Source organism: Tunturiibacter psychrotolerans, from assembly GCF_051013365.1.
GTDB classification, from domain to species: Bacteria; Acidobacteriota; Terriglobia; order Terriglobales; family Acidobacteriaceae; genus Edaphobacter; species Edaphobacter psychrotolerans_A.
Map to the genome: position 1 here is coordinate 363,979 of NZ_CP132941.1, position 14,671 is coordinate 378,649.

Consider the following 14,671-nt stretch of genomic DNA (forward strand, 5'->3'; position numbering starts at 1 on the left):
GGATCAGCGACCTGAGGGCGGGAAAGGAGCGGGGGTCTGATCCGCCATCTCTAAAATCAACTTCTCAACGCTCAGAGTCGACTTGCGCCACCGCTACTGCACTGTATGAAAATAGCAGTCATGGACCGGAGCCGGAGCGAATTCAACATGCCGACATCCAATCAATCATGAGTTCACCAGATCTTCCCACAATGGCGTTACCTGGCGCGTCCAACTCCGACCGCCAGACCGTCCGTCTCCGCTTCGATAACACCTATGCAAGATTACCGGAGCGCTTCTACGCCCGGGTAAGTCCGACACCAGTGGCGACCCCGCGCCTTGTGAAGCTGAATCTGGAACTGGCCCGTAGCCTTGAGCTCGACCCGCACGCGCTAGCGAGTGAACAAGGTGTGCAAATCCTGGCAGGCAACCGAGTCGCCGAGGGGTCCGAACCCTTGGCGCTCGCCTACGCCGGGCACCAGTTCGGATACTTTGTACCGCAGCTCGGCGACGGCCGTGCCAACTTACTAGGGGAGGTGATGGCGTGTGACGGCGTGCGTTACGACATCCAGCTCAAGGGCTCCGGTCCGACTCCCTTCTCCCGCCGAGGCGACGGTAGAGCCGCACTCGGTCCGGTCCTGCGCGAATACATCGTGAGTGAAGCAATGGCGGCGCTGGGAGTGCCGACCACCCGTGCCCTGGCCGCGGTCACTACTGGCGAACAGGTGTTTCGCGAAACGGTTTTGCCCGGAGCCGTTCTGACCCGCGTCGCGGCGAGTCACCTCCGTGTGGGCACTTTCCAATACTTCGCCGCTCAGGGTGACACGGAAGGGATACGGAGCCTAGCCGACTATGCAATCGCCCGGCACTATCCTGAGGCTGCAGGTAAAAAGCGGCAATATCGGGCATTGTTGGATGGCGTAATCGCTCGGCAGGCGTACCTGGTGGCACAATGGATGCTCTTCGGGTTCATCCACGGCGTGATGAACACCGACAACACCTCCATTTCGGGCGAAACAATCGATTACGGCCCATGTGCCTTCATGGAAGCATACGAGCCAGACAAGGTGTTCAGCTCTATCGATCATCAGGGACGGTACGCCTATAGCAACCAACCACGCGCCGCACTCTGGAACCTGACACGTCTTGCCGAGACGCTGCTGCCCATCTTGGAGCCCGAAGGGGGTAGCGAATCGGTCGCAATAGCCTCGGCCAATGAGGCGCTCGCTGCCTTCGATCCGATGTTCGCAAGCGCTCGCGCCGCCGGCTTGCGTCGCAAGCTTGGCCTCTTCAGGGAACGCGAGGGTGATGCAGCGCTGGCCGAGGACCTGATGCAGCGCATGGCCAAAAACGGCGCCGACTTCACCCTCACCTTCCGCCGGCTGTGCGATGCTGTGGCCGGATCACAAGGAGACGAGGAAGTGCGCAATCAGTTCGCAGATGCAGGCGTTTACGACTTATGGGCTTCTGAATGGCGCCGGCGCCTGGAAGAAGAGCCCGTATCCGCGGAGGCGCGCGCTTCTGCCATGCGGTTGGCAAATCCAGCGTACATCCCGCGGAACCACGTGGTACAGGCCGCACTAGACGCCGCCGTCGAGCGCCGGGACTTCCAGCCATTCGAAGACTTGCTAAAGATCTTGTCACATCCCTATGACGAAAGGCCGGGCTTAGGACGGTATGTCACACCAGCCAGCCCCGAAGAATATGTCCGACAGACTTTCTGCGGCACCTGAGCAGTCGGGCCACGATAGGTCCACCATTCAAAGCTGGGCTCTCCAAAATCCATCTCGAAGCTCACGTCACCCGTTACGGATGACATCAGTGTTCATGAGGGTTGAGGGCTCGACTGCTTTAATCAGAAGCTCCGTCTTCTTTTTTCATCACTGATCACCCTTTGGGTGCACAAGTTATTCTCGATGAGTGCATTGGCCTGATATGGAGTGACCCTGTCAACTCTGCGCAACAGTGGGGTTGTTTTTGTCGTTGCTTTTGTTGTTTCCCGAAGACAGAGCGAGCAGCAGCCTGGGCAGATTTGAGCGACGATTGATCAGTCTGATATTCGCGGGTCGGGACCGCATAATCATGATCCGTCGGGAGCTGCCTCTGACTGTTATCGCGAGTCCGGTCGAGCCTGTCGCATAGGCCAAGCGAGGATTCTCCTTCGTGCTTGCTCCGGCTGCTGCTGGCTCTGTGCTCGAGATTGGTGGCGTATTTCATCCGTGAGTTTCTTGCTTTTTCCTTATTGGGGAAGTTGTTGCTTTTGCTTTGTTCTTTCTAGGCTGCGGCTTGCTGATTGGCGAGCGTTTCTGCCCTAGTGCCGATGGCCCAGATGAAGCCCAGCAGCTCACGAGCGACTGCTGTAACGATCTTTCTCTGGTCCTTGCCGGCTGCACCCAGTTTCATATAGCGCTTGTGCAGGCGGTGTTGCGCTTTCCACGCAATCTCTTTGACCTCTTCCGAAATGCTCTCCTGTCTTCTGCGTAATCCATACCAGACTCCTGGTGGACGACGATAGCTCCAGGCCGCCTCGACAACGATTCGCCGCAAGTGCGCGTTGCCGGTTTTCGTGATGCCTCCCCGCCTGATCCGCTTGCCACTGGAGTCCTCGCTGGGCACAGCACCGCAATAACCCATCAGTTGCCGGGCGCTTTCGAAGCGAGATAGCTGGCCCAGCTCGGCCGCGATGGTCACCGCCGAAATATCTGCGATGCCGCGCAGTGCCTGCAGATCGTTGATGACTTGTTGTAACGCGGGGGAAGCCAGCTTGACCGCTTCTGTGATGGCTTGCTCCAGACGCGCCACCCGTTCGCGCATGTGTTCGACCTCGTGCAGATAATCCTGCCGTGTAGCCTCCTGGGCGATCTGTGGGAAGCGTACCTGCGCGACCCAGATGAGATAGGGGCGTGTCCAGGGTCTCACCCCGGATGGTGGACGCTGACCGGAGCGCAGAAGGAACTTGCTCAAGCGATGACGCGCCCGCGTCTGATCCTGCTTGGCTGCTTCGCGGGCACGCACCAGATCGCGCAACGCTTCGGAACCCTCATCCGGAACCCACACCGCAGTAAGATCACCGGATCGATAGCAACGTGCCAGCTTCTCAGCATCCCGCCGATCGGTCTTGACTCGATCGCCAGCCTTGACTGGTACCAACGTGGGTGCCACAACCTCGCACTCGACGCCCAGCTCCGCGAGCTGCCAGTACACGACGTAGCCCGTCGGTCCTGCTTCGTAACATGCTCTCAACTTGGCTGCAGGACCAAGCTTCTTGATCAACTTGCGGATAGACTCAGCGCGGTTCGGAATCGTTCCCAGGCTTCGCACTTCGCCTTCCGGCTCCGAGACCGCCACGGCGATCGTCTCAGCATGGACATCCAAACCTAGAAATCGTACCTTCTCCTTCATGACCGGCTCCCTTCCGCTTGTGGCTCTGACTGTGCGTCCGTAAGGACGCTCACAGCCTAACCCACGGTCGGCGCATCGGCGCCGGTCACTCCATACTGACTGTTAGCACTCATCGAAATCCACGGCATTTCGAAACCGTGAGAGGCGCGCCACGGCTCCGGACAGTTGTGAGCTTCGCCATTGGCTACGAAACAGATCGGAGCGTCATCATCATCGTTCGTTCGAAGTGTTCGCCGACCTAACCCAGATCAACTTCCCTATTGTAAGAGCGGACCCTTTCGATCATGATGAGCTGTGACTCGATGCCGTTACGGCATGTCTGGGTCTTCACGCCCATCTGAATGTAATCCAGAACATAGCCAAAATCAGAGAGCGCAGCAGTCTGTGCTTTTTTTGCGCATGAGGCAAAGACAGATGCTACCGCATATGCGATAATTCGCACGCTCAAGAGTCTGGGCGATTCACGCCGCAAGATTCTGGCCCTGCTTGATCTCTGAGAATCGACAGGATATCTCGTCAACGTTTGCCACGTCCTGGTCTCCCCCTTGGACCTGCTCTCCTTCTTCCTCGTTCTGCAGAAACGGTGCGGCTCTTCCGGCTGCTGTGCCAAACCCACCACTTCAATCCTGAAATACGAGGTTATTCATGCATTCCTCTAGAACTTCCGCCGCTGTACTTAGTAAGCTCCTCCTCGTCCTATGCGCTGCCATCTGCAGCTTCGCCCTTCCAGCCTTCGCACAATATAACTCCACAGTCTTTGGACCTAACGTTTACGTCTTCGATCCAACCGTACCCGGCTCTGTCATCAACTCAGACATCGCCTCGATATCGAACCCCAACGTAAGCAGTGGCCAATTCAGCAGCAGTCGTGCTGCAGTTCTCTTCAAGCCCGGTACCTACTCGGGTGTAAGCCAAGAGGTGGGCTTCTATACTTCAATTGCGGGCTTAGGATTGACTCCTGACTCAACGGTTCTAAACGGCGGCGGTCTCTATCTCGATGTAACCGACAGCAACGGTAACCTGACGACGAACTTCTGGCGTTCGATGGAAAACCTCCGTATCAACGTTCCCTCAGGCGACACTGAAACCTGGGGCGTCTCCCAGGGAGCTTCGCTCCGTCGCGTTCACATCGCCGGTGGTCTTGAGCTCACTAACCAGAGCTGTGGCGAGGCGAGCGGCGGATTTATCGCTGATACGACCGTAGACAACGGCGTCAACGCCTGCTCTCAACAACAGTGGTATACACGCAACAGCACCATGGCCTCATTCACAGACAACGTTTGGAATTTCGTCTTCTCTGGCGATACCTTTACCGGTACCGCACCATCCAACACCTTTCCAAAGAACACCATTCTCTCGACCACCCCAGTAGTCCGCGAAAAGCCTTTTCTCTACATCGACAGCAGCGGAAACTACAACGTCTTCGTGCCCACAGTCAAAACTTCGTCGAGCGGTGTGGACTGGACGGCAAACGGCGGTTTAGGAACTGGCTATAGCGACGCCATCAGCACCTTCTATATCGCCACACCCTCAAACACCGCCGCGCAGATCAACTCAGCACTCTCGTCCGGCAAGAATCTTATCCTTACCCCAGGCATCTACAAACTCACAGCGCCTATCAGCATCGCCAACGCGAAGACCATCGTTTTAGGTCTCGGCTACCCGACGCTGATTCCGCAAAGCGGCACCTCTGCAATCACTGTCGCCGATGTCGATGGCGTGCAGATTGCAGATCTGCTCATCGACGCCGGGCCGACCAACTCACCCGTACTCATGCAGGTTGGAGTAGCCGGCGCGACGCGCGTAAGCCATGCCAGCAACCCAACCTCGATCAGCGACGTGTACTTCCGTATCGGCGGTGCGGAGACCGGTTCGGCTACCACCAGCCTTGAATTGGATAGTGACAACGTCATCTTGGATAACATCTGGGCCTGGCGAGCGGATCACGGCACCGGCGTAGGCTGGACAACCAACGCCGCCTCGCATGGCCTGATCGTCGACGGGGACAATGTGACCGCGCTTGGATTGGCGGTTGAACACTACCAGCAAAGCCAGGTGCAGTGGAACGGCAACAACGGCGAAACTATCTTCTATCAAAGTGAGGATCCCTACGACGTCCCAAGCCAAAGCTCATGGACCTATAATGGCGCCAACGGCTACCCCTCCTACGAGGTCACGTCCAAGGCCTGCTCGAATACCGCCTATGGTTTAGGCATTTACTCTTTCTTTGATGTCTCAGGCGTAACGATCTATCAAAGCAATGCAATCCTTGCTCCCAATGTCTCCGGCATTAATTTCACTGACATGGTGACCGTGATGCTGAGCGGTTCAGGCGGCATCAGCAACGTCATCAACAACACCGGCGGTGCCACAACCGCAGCAGGAACTCCACACGACTTCACCTCCTACGCAGGAAATGGCACCTGCTCGACTGGCACGTCGAACGTGGACATCAACGCGGGCGGCGTGGCGGTATCGCCATTCGTCGCGGATACCGACTACTCTGGCGGCTCGACGTATGCCGTATCGCATACCATCTCGACGGCAGGAGTGACCAACCCTGCGCCTGTAGCGGTGTATCAGGATGCTCGCGAAGGAACCTTCACCTATACGGTTCCGGGCTTCGTCGCAGGCAGCACGCACACGGTACGGCTGCACTTCGCCGAGCTGTACTTTTCAGCCGCAGGTCAACGTGAGTTCGACGTCGCCATCAACGGGACACCCGTTCTTACGAACTTTGACATCGTGGCGACTGCGGGTAGTCAATACAAGGCCAACGTCCAGCAGTTCATCACCACCGCAAACAGCTCAGGCCAGATCGTCATCAGCCTCAGCAACGGCGCGGTCAACCAACCCGAGATGAGCGGCATCGAGATTCAATAAAGCAGACGCTGCCACTCGCCGGCAACACCAACAATTCGTCAACCAATCACCGCAGACCCAACTCGTCTGCGGTGATTGTTGTGACGACCCCCACCGTCCTATGGGCGAGCATCGAATTGACATTCGACTGTAGAACGATGGGGTTGCTTATCCAACAAGTTCTGGCTTACTCGTCTGCCTCGTAAGCCGGATCGCTTGCATACACCATTGAGGTGTGATCCTGCAGCGAGGTATCACCCTTTGGGATGTGGTTGCTTGGATGGTTGCGGCCGCCGGTAAGGTAGCCGTGATTGCGGGTTTGCTATATTCCATTGTCTTGCCCTCGTTTCTTTTTGCAATTTCCATGCTGGAAGAGCCGCGCGCGCACGTCCTGCATGAAGTCTTCTCGGCCGGCATTCATTGGGATGTCGGCATCAACTTCCGACCGATGGACCGAATATCGAGTATCCTTCCATTTATCTCAGCCAAATCTCAAAACTGATTGTTTTCATTAGAGCGAAGGACGGACGTGAGTCTCTGCCGTCGATTACATCGCCAAGAGCCTTCAGAAACGTCGTGGGGTCGATGAAGCCATGTTCGGCGGAGAGCGAATCTCTAAATAGCTTCTCGATAGCGGGTCGAGCTCGTCCAAGCGCCAGCGTTCCGAGATTTCAGAGGGAACGATCCCGGCTAGTGCCCGGCGCATGAGCGAACGGCGACGTCCAGGTTGCACAAGCTGCTCATGAGGAGGCGCAAAAGAAAATCAACGAGGTCCCTATCCAGATACGGATACCGATATTCTTGTCTGTATAAGAGCGTGGGAGTCAGATGTGGAAGTGTTGTGATCAGGTGATCCCAAATCGTCGCTCTATGTGCCCGGACGCCTCTCCCGAGGCCCTGATGTTTCCGACCTTCGGACGCGGGGAGCGTAAGGGCGAAGCTGTACCACGTCACGCTAAGAACTTTCTTAGGTGGCGAATCCGCCCGATCTCGCGGAAGCTGGGGATTCCGGACCAGCTGGTGACCTTCCAAGTGATGCGGCGGTCGCTGGGAACCCACATGCAGGAACACGGAACCCTTAAGGACACTCAGGGCGCAGGCCTCAGAAGCAATTCGGTTAAGTTCGGTGAAGTTTTTGGGAGGGGGTGTTAGAAGTGCTTGACAAATATGGCTCCTGAGGTAGGACTCGAACCTACAACCCTTCGGTTAACAGCCGAATGCTCTGCCATTGAGCTACTCAGGAACGTCTTTTTGGACCCGCGGGAAACTCACGCGCTTATTCAGTTATAACAAATCGGGATAGAGGGGTCAAAGGCTACCGTAAATGGTCTAGAGGACGGCAGTTTGGATACTTAGGGGTAGAGGAGTACGGCGATATTGTAGGCGGTGAAGGGGCTGTTCCGCGTTGTCGAGCAGGCTCCGACTACGGCCTGGTGATATTTGCCTGACGCCAGTTTGCTTTTGAGTTGATCGGGAATTTGGTTCAAGCTTCCGGCGGTATACCGCATGATGTACCAGGGTTGGCGAGAACCCGCGTAGCCAGAGGACATTGTGCAGGTCCGACGGGCTTCTTCGGTGGTGGCGGCAACGAGCATGCCCGATTGCGCGATAACGCTAGCAACTGTGCGCTCCTGCTGGTTGAGCGAGAGCGTTTGAACTGTGCTGGCGAAGTCTTCGACTGCGTAGAGTTGGTGATCGCGGGTCACGATAGCGATTCCGATCGAATCTACGTTGGGATCGAGCAGGTTGGCACGGTGGCCGGGCGAGTGCATCCAGAGATTGTGGATGATGACGGAGGTGGGGGCTTCGGCTACGTTTTCCGTGATGAGGCTGAAGTGTGCGCCAACATTGGCTCCGCGTTCCGCGAGCGCAGGTTCTCCATTGAATTGATGGGAGATTTCGGCGTGGGCGGCCATCTCGCGAGCGTGAACGGCGGAGGCTTCTGCGAGGACGGGGTCGAAGCGAAGTGGCTGAAGTCCTTGATTGACGCGGTCTTCGTTCGCGGCGGCGAGAAGGTATTGCTCGGCGACTGTGAGATTACCTGAGGATTCGAGGTCTCGAGCCGATGAAACGCGCGCGGAAGAGAGCAGCAGCGCGGCGAGCGCGAGGAACCAAACATACGATTTAGACAATGAAATCATTGACTTGGCGTGTGGTTCGAAGGGGGCCGACATGAAGGTGATTCTAGGTTTGGGGTGCCGTGGAAGGTAATACAACTTTCTGGTCAGCATGAGGGTTGTCCCTGTCTGTGCTTATCGGTTCTGACGCCGCGTCGATGAGAAAACGATGCTTGGACTTCTGCACTTTGGTACTAAAAAAATCGAGAGGCGAAAACCTCACTTTTTCAGGGGGTTTTAGATATTTTGACTGTTTTGTGGTGGTGAAATCGTGGTGAATTTGTGGTGGATTGCGTGGTAAACGTGGTGTTTTGGATGTCGTTTTTTGAGCGCCGAAAAACACGCCATGTTTTTCAAGTTTATTTTCGATTCGCGATCCAGATGTGTCCGTTTTTGGGACAGGTATCTGATTAGTCAGAAGTTAGCGGGTGGTTTGGCTAAGATCTCAGTTCGGGGAGACGGCTGCGGTTCCGGAGCATGATCGCGAGGAGTTTGCGGGCGTCCCAGTAGCGGGGGACGTAACGCTTCGGTTCGGCGAGGGATCGAAAGAGCCAGCCGAGATAGAACTTGTCGGCCCAGACGGGGATGTGGACCTGGTCGCCAGAGAGGAAGGCGATGGCGGCGCCGATGCAGTGGATGGCGGGGCGATAGGCAAGATTGCGTTTGAGATAGAGGCCCAGACGCTCCTGGGTTCCACCGCCGATGGTGACGATGACGTGCTGGGGGCGAAGCCGGTTGAGTCGCTCGAGCAGAGTGGGGTCGTCGATGGGCGCGTTGCCGTACATGGGAGCCATGTAGATGCTGTCTTCGGGGATAACGATTCCCTGCCCTGCGAGCCAGTCGAGATTACGCTTTGCACTGACTGGGCTGGCCATGATCCAGAGCGTGTTGCCGGGTTGGCGAACGTCTGGCTCTAGGAGAAGATCGCGGAGGTACTCGAGGCCGGAGAGGCGCTTGATGGGGATCGGCTGCAGACGATTCCAGATGAGGACCATGAAGGCAGAGTCGGTGATCGCGAGGTCCGCGTTGAGCAGAGCGTCTCGGTAGTCAGGGCTGCGGTCGAGGTCCTTGAGGGCTGGAGCTGCGGGGACTACGAGGAGACCGCCTTTGGCGCGCATGATGTCGATGGCTTCTTTTGCAGAGCCGTCGAAGAAGTCGATGCCAAGGATGCGGTGAGTGGCCGGAGGTGTCGACATGAAGAGATCTGTTCGTCTCTATCTTATTCGACATGAGAAAGAGGAGTAGCCGCCAATTCTCGTGGCGTCACCTTATTACCATCCACAAGCCGGCTTAGCGTGACCAATCCCAATAGAGAAGCGGTCAAGTGGCCGGAAAGGCCCCCACATTGCTTTGCGCGGGGTACGATTTGCCGGCGTGCGAGGCGCTTATTTAACGGGCTGGTAATTGGTAAACAAATCAACCACGCTCTGAGGCGCGTTGTCGTTGAAGAATAGCTTGAGATTCCGGTCGGCCTCCGCGGCGGCGGACGTGCTGCGAGGAAAGAGGTCCTGTTCATACGCGATGAGCGCGGCTTCAACGTCACCGGGATGGGTAGCGATGGCCTTCCCGAGTTCCGCGCCGTCGTACATCGCGAGGTTGGCTCCTTCCCCTGCGAACGGCGACATCAGGTGCGCTGCATCGCCGATCAGTGTCACTCCCGCCACACGTTCCCATCTCTGCTCGATCGGAAGCGCATAGATAGGGCGAAGTATGGGGTCGGTCTCGGTGGCGGTGAGGAGCGTCATCAGTTCTGGCGCCCATCCGTCGAATTCGGCTGCGACGCGGGCCAAGGTGGATACGGGGTCGGAGAAGTCGATGCTGGCGATCCAGTCCTCGGGTTTGTTGAGCGCCACGTATGCGTGCAGGGTCGCATCGGCCTCGCGGTGTGCCATGATGCCTTTGCCTGGTGCAAGCGCCATCATCGTGCCGCTGCCAACCGCTTCCGCGGTTGCCTTGTGTCGGACCTCGCTGTCGAAGAGGAAGGTCTCGATGAACGAGGTGCCGAGATACGCCGGCTTTGCGTCGGAGAGGAGCGGACGGACTCTGGACCAGGCTCCGTCCGCGCCCACGAGGAGGTCGGTCGTCACTGTCGCGCCATTTGCGAAGGTCACTCCGTGCCTGCCATCGCCGAGGGGAGACACTTTTGTGGTCTTATGCCCCCAGCGGACTGTACCAGCAGGAAGGGAGTCAAGCAGAATGCGACGGAGGTCTCCCCGGGGTACCTCAGGCCGACCGCCGTTGCCTTTGTCGGGCTGATACAGCAGGACATTGGCGTGCTTATCGAGGACGCACTGCGCCTCAGCCTCAGCCTGGATGAGCCCGAGGAATTCGTCGAAGAGTCCCGCAGCCTTGAGTGCGAGCTGCCCGTTGTCTTCATGGATATCGAGCAGGCCGCCTTGTCCACGTGCGTCTGCCGAAGCTTCCGCTTCGTAGACCGTCGCGGCAATTCCATGAACGTGGAGCACACGCGCAAGCGTTAGTCCGCCGAGCCCAGCACCGATGATCGTGATTGGAGTCTTGATAATGATCCTTTGTGGTTCGAGGGTTGCCGTACTTTGCTGGCGACCATGGAACATCATTCCATCATTATGGAATGATGTTCCATATGTGTCAAGATTGATCATGGTTCAAAAAGCGCGCCCCAAAAAAACGAGTGCCAGCCAACGGCGGGAAGAATCTCTCTCTCGGGAACAGATCGTAGAAGCGTCGATCGAGCTTCTGGACAAGAGCGGAGAAGGCGGTCTCACATTCCGCACCCTGTCCGAGCGGCTGGCCACCGGCCCTGGTGCTATTTATTGGCATATTACCAATAAGAGCGATCTGCTGACCGCCGCATGCGACACCATCATCGCTCGTACCATGACCGCGTCCCTCGCTTCAGTCACGACGGGCGCGACGCCGCAAGCAACGATTCGCCTGCTCGCGCTGGCCATGTTCGACGCTATCGACGCTCATCCGTGGGTCGGATCGGCGCTCACACGTTCTCCGGGACAGTCTCCCATGCTGCGCATTGTTGAACAGATCGGCCAGCAGCTCCGGGTCCTCGGCGTGCCGAAAAAGGAACACTGGGTTACCGCGTCCGCGTTGCTGAACTATATCCTTGGCGTCGCTGGGCGGAATGCGGCCAACGGGCAGCTGGCTCGAACGCAAGGCCTCGACAGATCCGAATTTCTGGAAGCGGTGTCAACGGCCTGGTCTCAGCTCGATGCGGAGGAGTATCCGTTCACACGCAGCCTGGCGGGACAGTTGCGCACTCACAACGACCGAAAGGATTTTCTCGGCGGGATCGATCTCATCCTTAGAGGTATTGGCGCAGCGCACCGAGGATAGATTGAAGTCACATCGATTAATCCCGGGAGAATCGCCTGTGGTCACTTGCCTATATAGTCGGCATTTCTGACAATATCTGAAGGGTTCATCGAGAGATGTGTAGGGAGGAGCGCTTCTTCCCTTGTCCGGTGCGCACGAGCCACATGATACCGTTGGGAGAACGAAAAATGCTCGATGCAATGGGAAAACCTGGGTGCGGTTCGGTCGGTCGTGGCGGCAAGTCACGAACCAAGATGACGACGGCGGCAGGGTTCCGCGGATGGCTCTCGGCTGTGGTGCTTTGCAGCTTGCCGGCCTGCGCGGCTCATGGTCAGCAGACGCAGTCGAACGCGGCTCCGGTGGTGGTGCAGCCAGGCGCACCGGGAACACCGAGCAAACGGCTGCCGGCTTCTACAACGGGGACGGTGCCGCAACGGTCGCAGGCTGATGTTGAGTTCATGCAGGGCATGATCATGCATCATGGGCAGGCGGTCGTGATGACGGATCTGATTCCGTCGCATACGGAAAACGCAGAGATTCGCGCTTTGGGGGCGCGGATCGGCCTCTCGCAGGCGGATGAGATGAAGTTTATGAAGCGCTGGCTGAGGGCGCGTGGGGAGTCCGTGTCTATGGCGATGGCGGGGATGCCGGATATGGATAAAAACGGTAGCCCGATGGCGGCCATGCCGGGCATGCTGACGCAAAAGCAGATGAATGAGCTGCGGCAGGCTAAGGGCGCGGAGTTCGACAGGCTGTTTTTGACGGGAATGATTCAGCATCACAATGGCGCGTTGGTGATGGTGAAGCAGTTGTTCGATACACCCGGTGCGGGGCAGGATGCGGAGCTGTTTGACTTCGCTACCGATGCTGACAATACCCAAAGGGCAGAGATTGCAATTATGCAGGGAATGTTGAAGGAGAAACGATGAATCGTACGCAGTCGCTCGCTTTCCGTTTGGCCGGTGTAGCCTTTGGCACGGCTTTGGTGTTTTCCGGTTGGGGAACTTTGCTGGCGCAGGCTCCGTCTGCTCCGGCGGCTCCTGCGGCGAAGGCAGCTGCGGAGGAAGACGAAGATCCGTTTGTGCCGCAACCGGCTGTGCCGCTGCCGCCGGGTATGACAGGATCTACGACGAACGATCCGCGGGTGGGCCTGAAGGCGGGACTTTACGATGCCGGTGAGGCTGCGATGGGGATGGAGCACATTGCGTTTGTGAAGAAGCCCGAGGCGTTTCAATTGTCGTCTACGAATCCGGACGATCCTGCGGTCCAGAAGAGTCTGGACCTGCTTGGCGTTGGCAACAAGGGCAAGATACCAAAGCCCATGCAGCTGGTGATTGCGCAGCTCGCATTTTCAAATTCGGACTTTGCGTTTCAGGGAACGCATCTGTTACAAGGCAACTTCTATGGCGTGAACTTCTATGACATCTCGAACCCGGCGAAGGTGTCACTGATTACTTCGCTGGTGTGCCCGGGTGGGCAGGGCGATGTGTCGGTGTATGGCAACCTGCTGTTTATGTCGGTGGAGATGCCGAACGGACGGTTGGATTGCGGAGTGCAGGGTTTTCCGCCGCTGCCTCCACCGGAGCCGGGACATGAGAAGGACCATAGGATTCCGACAGCGAGTCCGGATCGCTTTCGCGGTGTGAGGATCTTCGATATTTCGGATATCAAGAATCCGAAGCAGGTGGCGGCCGTGCAGACCTGCCGTGGATCGCACACACATACGCTGGTGTTGGACCCGAACGATAAGGACAACGTCTACATCTATGTTTCGGGGACATCGTTTGTGCGGCAGTCAGAAGAGCTGGCAGGCTGCTCGGGCGAGGAGAAGCCGGAGAAGGATCCGAATACGTCGCTGTTTCGGATCGATGTGATCAAGGTGCCGGTTGCCGCGCCGCAGCAGGCCAAAGTGGTTTCGAGCCCGCGAGTGTTTATCGATCCGCGTACGGGCGCTTTGAATGGCCTGAACAATGGTGGAAGCCACGACAAGAAGGCAGAGACGCCTAAGGACACAAACCAGTGCCACGACATTACGGTGTATTCGGCTTTGGGGCTGGCAGCTGGGGCGTGCTCGGGTAATGGGATTCTGCTCGATATCAAGGACCCTGTGCATCCGAAGCGCGTGGATGCGGTGAACGATCCGAACTACTCGTATTGGCACTCGGCTTCTTTCTCGAACGATGGAACGAAGGTGGTGTTCACCGATGAGTGGGGAGGAGGGTTGCAGCCACGCTGCCGTCCGACGGACTCCAACAAGTGGGGAGCGGATGCGATCTTCAATCTGAAGGACGACAAGCTTTCGTTCGCGAGCTACTACAAGATGCCGGCTGCTCAGACGGAGACGGAAAACTGTGTGGCTCATAATGGCTCATTGATACCGGTGCCTGGGCGTGATATCGAGGTGCAGGCGTGGTACCAGGGCGGTATTTCGGTGATGGACTTTACGGACCCTGCACATGCGTACGAGATCGCTTACTTTGATCGTGGGCCTGTCGATGCTAAGACACTGATTTTGGGCGGCGATTGGTCGGCGTATTGGTATAACGGCTACATCTATGGGTCGGAGATCGCGCGCGGACTGGATGTGTTCAAGCTGGTTCCGAGCAAATTTCTGACTCAGAATGAAATTGATGCGGCGAGACTTGTTCAGGTCAATGAGCTGAACGTACAAAATCAGCAGAGGATTACGTGGCCTTCTCAGCTAACGGTCGCGCGAGCTTATGTGGATCAGTTAGAGCGTTCGCAGGCGCTGTCGGCAGACCGGATTGCTGATTTGAATAAAGCAATCGCGCGGGCGCAGAAGTCGCACCTTGCCAAGAAGGATCTGGCAAAACTTCGTGGCATGGCGGCGTCTGTTGAAACGAGCGCGTCCGATGCAAAGGATGCGAAGGATGCGCAGCGGTTGCATGAGTTAGCTCATATCCTGGAGGGCCCGACAGCCTAGCCTTCACTCCCGATGGTTCATGTGGGTTTACACCTCAGGAAATGGGGATGGCGCCTTC

At 57.4% G+C, this 14,671-nt stretch carries 10 protein-coding genes and 1 tRNA gene; 6 read left to right on the forward strand and 5 right to left on the reverse strand.

Translation table 11 applies throughout. The features are described 5' to 3' along the window. Positions 1 to 191 precede the first annotated feature (191 nt). On the forward strand, positions 192 to 1,712 hold the full coding sequence (locus RBB76_RS01440) for a protein adenylyltransferase SelO (protein ID WP_433963587.1): 1,521 nt from the start codon (positions 192 to 194) through the stop codon (positions 1,710 to 1,712). A 541-nt stretch (positions 1,713 to 2,253) separates the two neighbouring features. Here RBB76_RS01440 and RBB76_RS01445 read toward each other — a convergent pair. Next, a complete protein-coding gene (locus tag RBB76_RS01445; protein ID WP_433963502.1) occupies positions 2,254 to 3,381 on the reverse strand; it encodes an IS110 family transposase in 1,128 nt (375 codons plus the stop codon). Positions 3,382 to 4,026: 645 nt separating this feature from the next. Here RBB76_RS01445 and RBB76_RS01450 point away from each other — a divergent pair. Next, positions 4,027 to 6,264 (forward strand): malectin domain-containing carbohydrate-binding protein, encoded by a 2,238-nt coding sequence (locus RBB76_RS01450; protein ID WP_429634591.1) that lies wholly within the window; start codon positions 4,027 to 4,029, stop codon positions 6,262 to 6,264. Between the two features lie 214 nt (positions 6,265 to 6,478). Beyond that, positions 6,479 to 6,745 (forward strand): hypothetical protein, encoded by a 267-nt coding sequence (locus RBB76_RS01455; protein ID WP_429634590.1) that lies wholly within the window; start codon positions 6,479 to 6,481, stop codon positions 6,743 to 6,745. Between the two features lie 666 nt (positions 6,746 to 7,411). Here RBB76_RS01455 and RBB76_RS01460 read toward each other — a convergent pair. From RBB76_RS01460 to RBB76_RS01475, 4 genes are all read right to left on the reverse strand, one after another. Next, positions 7,412 to 7,486, reverse strand: a tRNA-Asn gene (locus RBB76_RS01460). Positions 7,487 to 7,595: 109 nt separating this feature from the next. Further along, positions 7,596 to 8,375 (reverse strand): CAP domain-containing protein, encoded by a 780-nt coding sequence (locus tag RBB76_RS01465; protein ID WP_429634589.1) that lies wholly within the window; start codon positions 8,373 to 8,375, stop codon positions 7,596 to 7,598. 422 nt (positions 8,376 to 8,797) lie between these two features. Continuing rightward, positions 8,798 to 9,556, reverse strand: coding sequence for a WecB/TagA/CpsF family glycosyltransferase (locus tag RBB76_RS01470; protein ID WP_429634588.1), 759 nt, complete (start codon positions 9,554 to 9,556; stop codon positions 8,798 to 8,800). 189 nt (positions 9,557 to 9,745) lie between these two features. Continuing rightward, positions 9,746 to 10,984 carry an FAD-dependent oxidoreductase gene (locus RBB76_RS01475; protein ID WP_429634587.1) on the reverse strand — a complete coding sequence of 413 codons (1,239 nt, stop codon included), beginning with the start codon at positions 10,982 to 10,984 and terminating at the stop codon, positions 9,746 to 9,748. On the opposite strand from RBB76_RS01475, the gene RBB76_RS01480 reads away from it, so the two are divergent. The 3 genes from RBB76_RS01480 (at position 10,983) to RBB76_RS01490 (ending at position 14,613) form a co-directional block, all read left to right on the forward strand. Then, positions 10,983 to 11,690 carry a TetR/AcrR family transcriptional regulator gene (locus RBB76_RS01480; protein ID WP_429634586.1) on the forward strand — a complete coding sequence of 236 codons (708 nt, stop codon included), beginning with the start codon at positions 10,983 to 10,985 and terminating at the stop codon, positions 11,688 to 11,690. The two genes, RBB76_RS01475 and RBB76_RS01480, sit on opposite strands and share 2 nt — an antisense overlap. 167 nt (positions 11,691 to 11,857) lie before the next feature. Further along, complete coding sequence (locus RBB76_RS01485) at positions 11,858 to 12,598, forward strand: DUF305 domain-containing protein (RefSeq protein ID WP_429634585.1); 741 nt, start codon at positions 11,858 to 11,860, stop codon at positions 12,596 to 12,598. Then, positions 12,595 to 14,613 carry an LVIVD repeat-containing protein gene (locus RBB76_RS01490; RefSeq protein WP_429634584.1) on the forward strand — a complete coding sequence of 673 codons (2,019 nt, stop codon included), beginning with the start codon at positions 12,595 to 12,597 and terminating at the stop codon, positions 14,611 to 14,613. The genes RBB76_RS01485 and RBB76_RS01490 overlap by 4 nt, the downstream gene beginning before the upstream one ends. Positions 14,614 to 14,671: the final 58 nt, after the last annotated feature.

Bases quoted from the DNA above. Each gene is read 5' to 3' on its own strand.
- RBB76_RS01440 (WP_433963587.1), top strand. From the start codon at position 192: ATGGCGTTACCTGGCGCGTCCAACTCCGACCGCCAGACCGTCCGTCTC.
- RBB76_RS01445 (WP_433963502.1), bottom strand. From the start codon at position 3,381: ATGAAGGAGAAGGTACGATTTCTAGGTTTGGATGTCCATGCTGAGACG.
- RBB76_RS01450 (WP_429634591.1), top strand. From the start codon at position 4,027: ATGCATTCCTCTAGAACTTCCGCCGCTGTACTTAGTAAGCTCCTCCTC.
- RBB76_RS01470 (WP_429634588.1), bottom strand. From the start codon at position 9,556: ATGTCGACACCTCCGGCCACTCACCGCATCCTTGGCATCGACTTCTTC.
- RBB76_RS01480 (WP_429634586.1), top strand. From the start codon at position 10,983: ATGGTTCAAAAAGCGCGCCCCAAAAAAACGAGTGCCAGCCAACGGCGG.
- RBB76_RS01475 (WP_429634587.1), bottom strand. From the start codon at position 10,984: ATGATCAATCTTGACACATATGGAACATCATTCCATAATGATGGAATG.
- RBB76_RS01485 (WP_429634585.1), top strand. From the start codon at position 11,858: ATGCTCGATGCAATGGGAAAACCTGGGTGCGGTTCGGTCGGTCGTGGC.
- RBB76_RS01490 (WP_429634584.1), top strand. From the start codon at position 12,595: ATGAATCGTACGCAGTCGCTCGCTTTCCGTTTGGCCGGTGTAGCCTTT.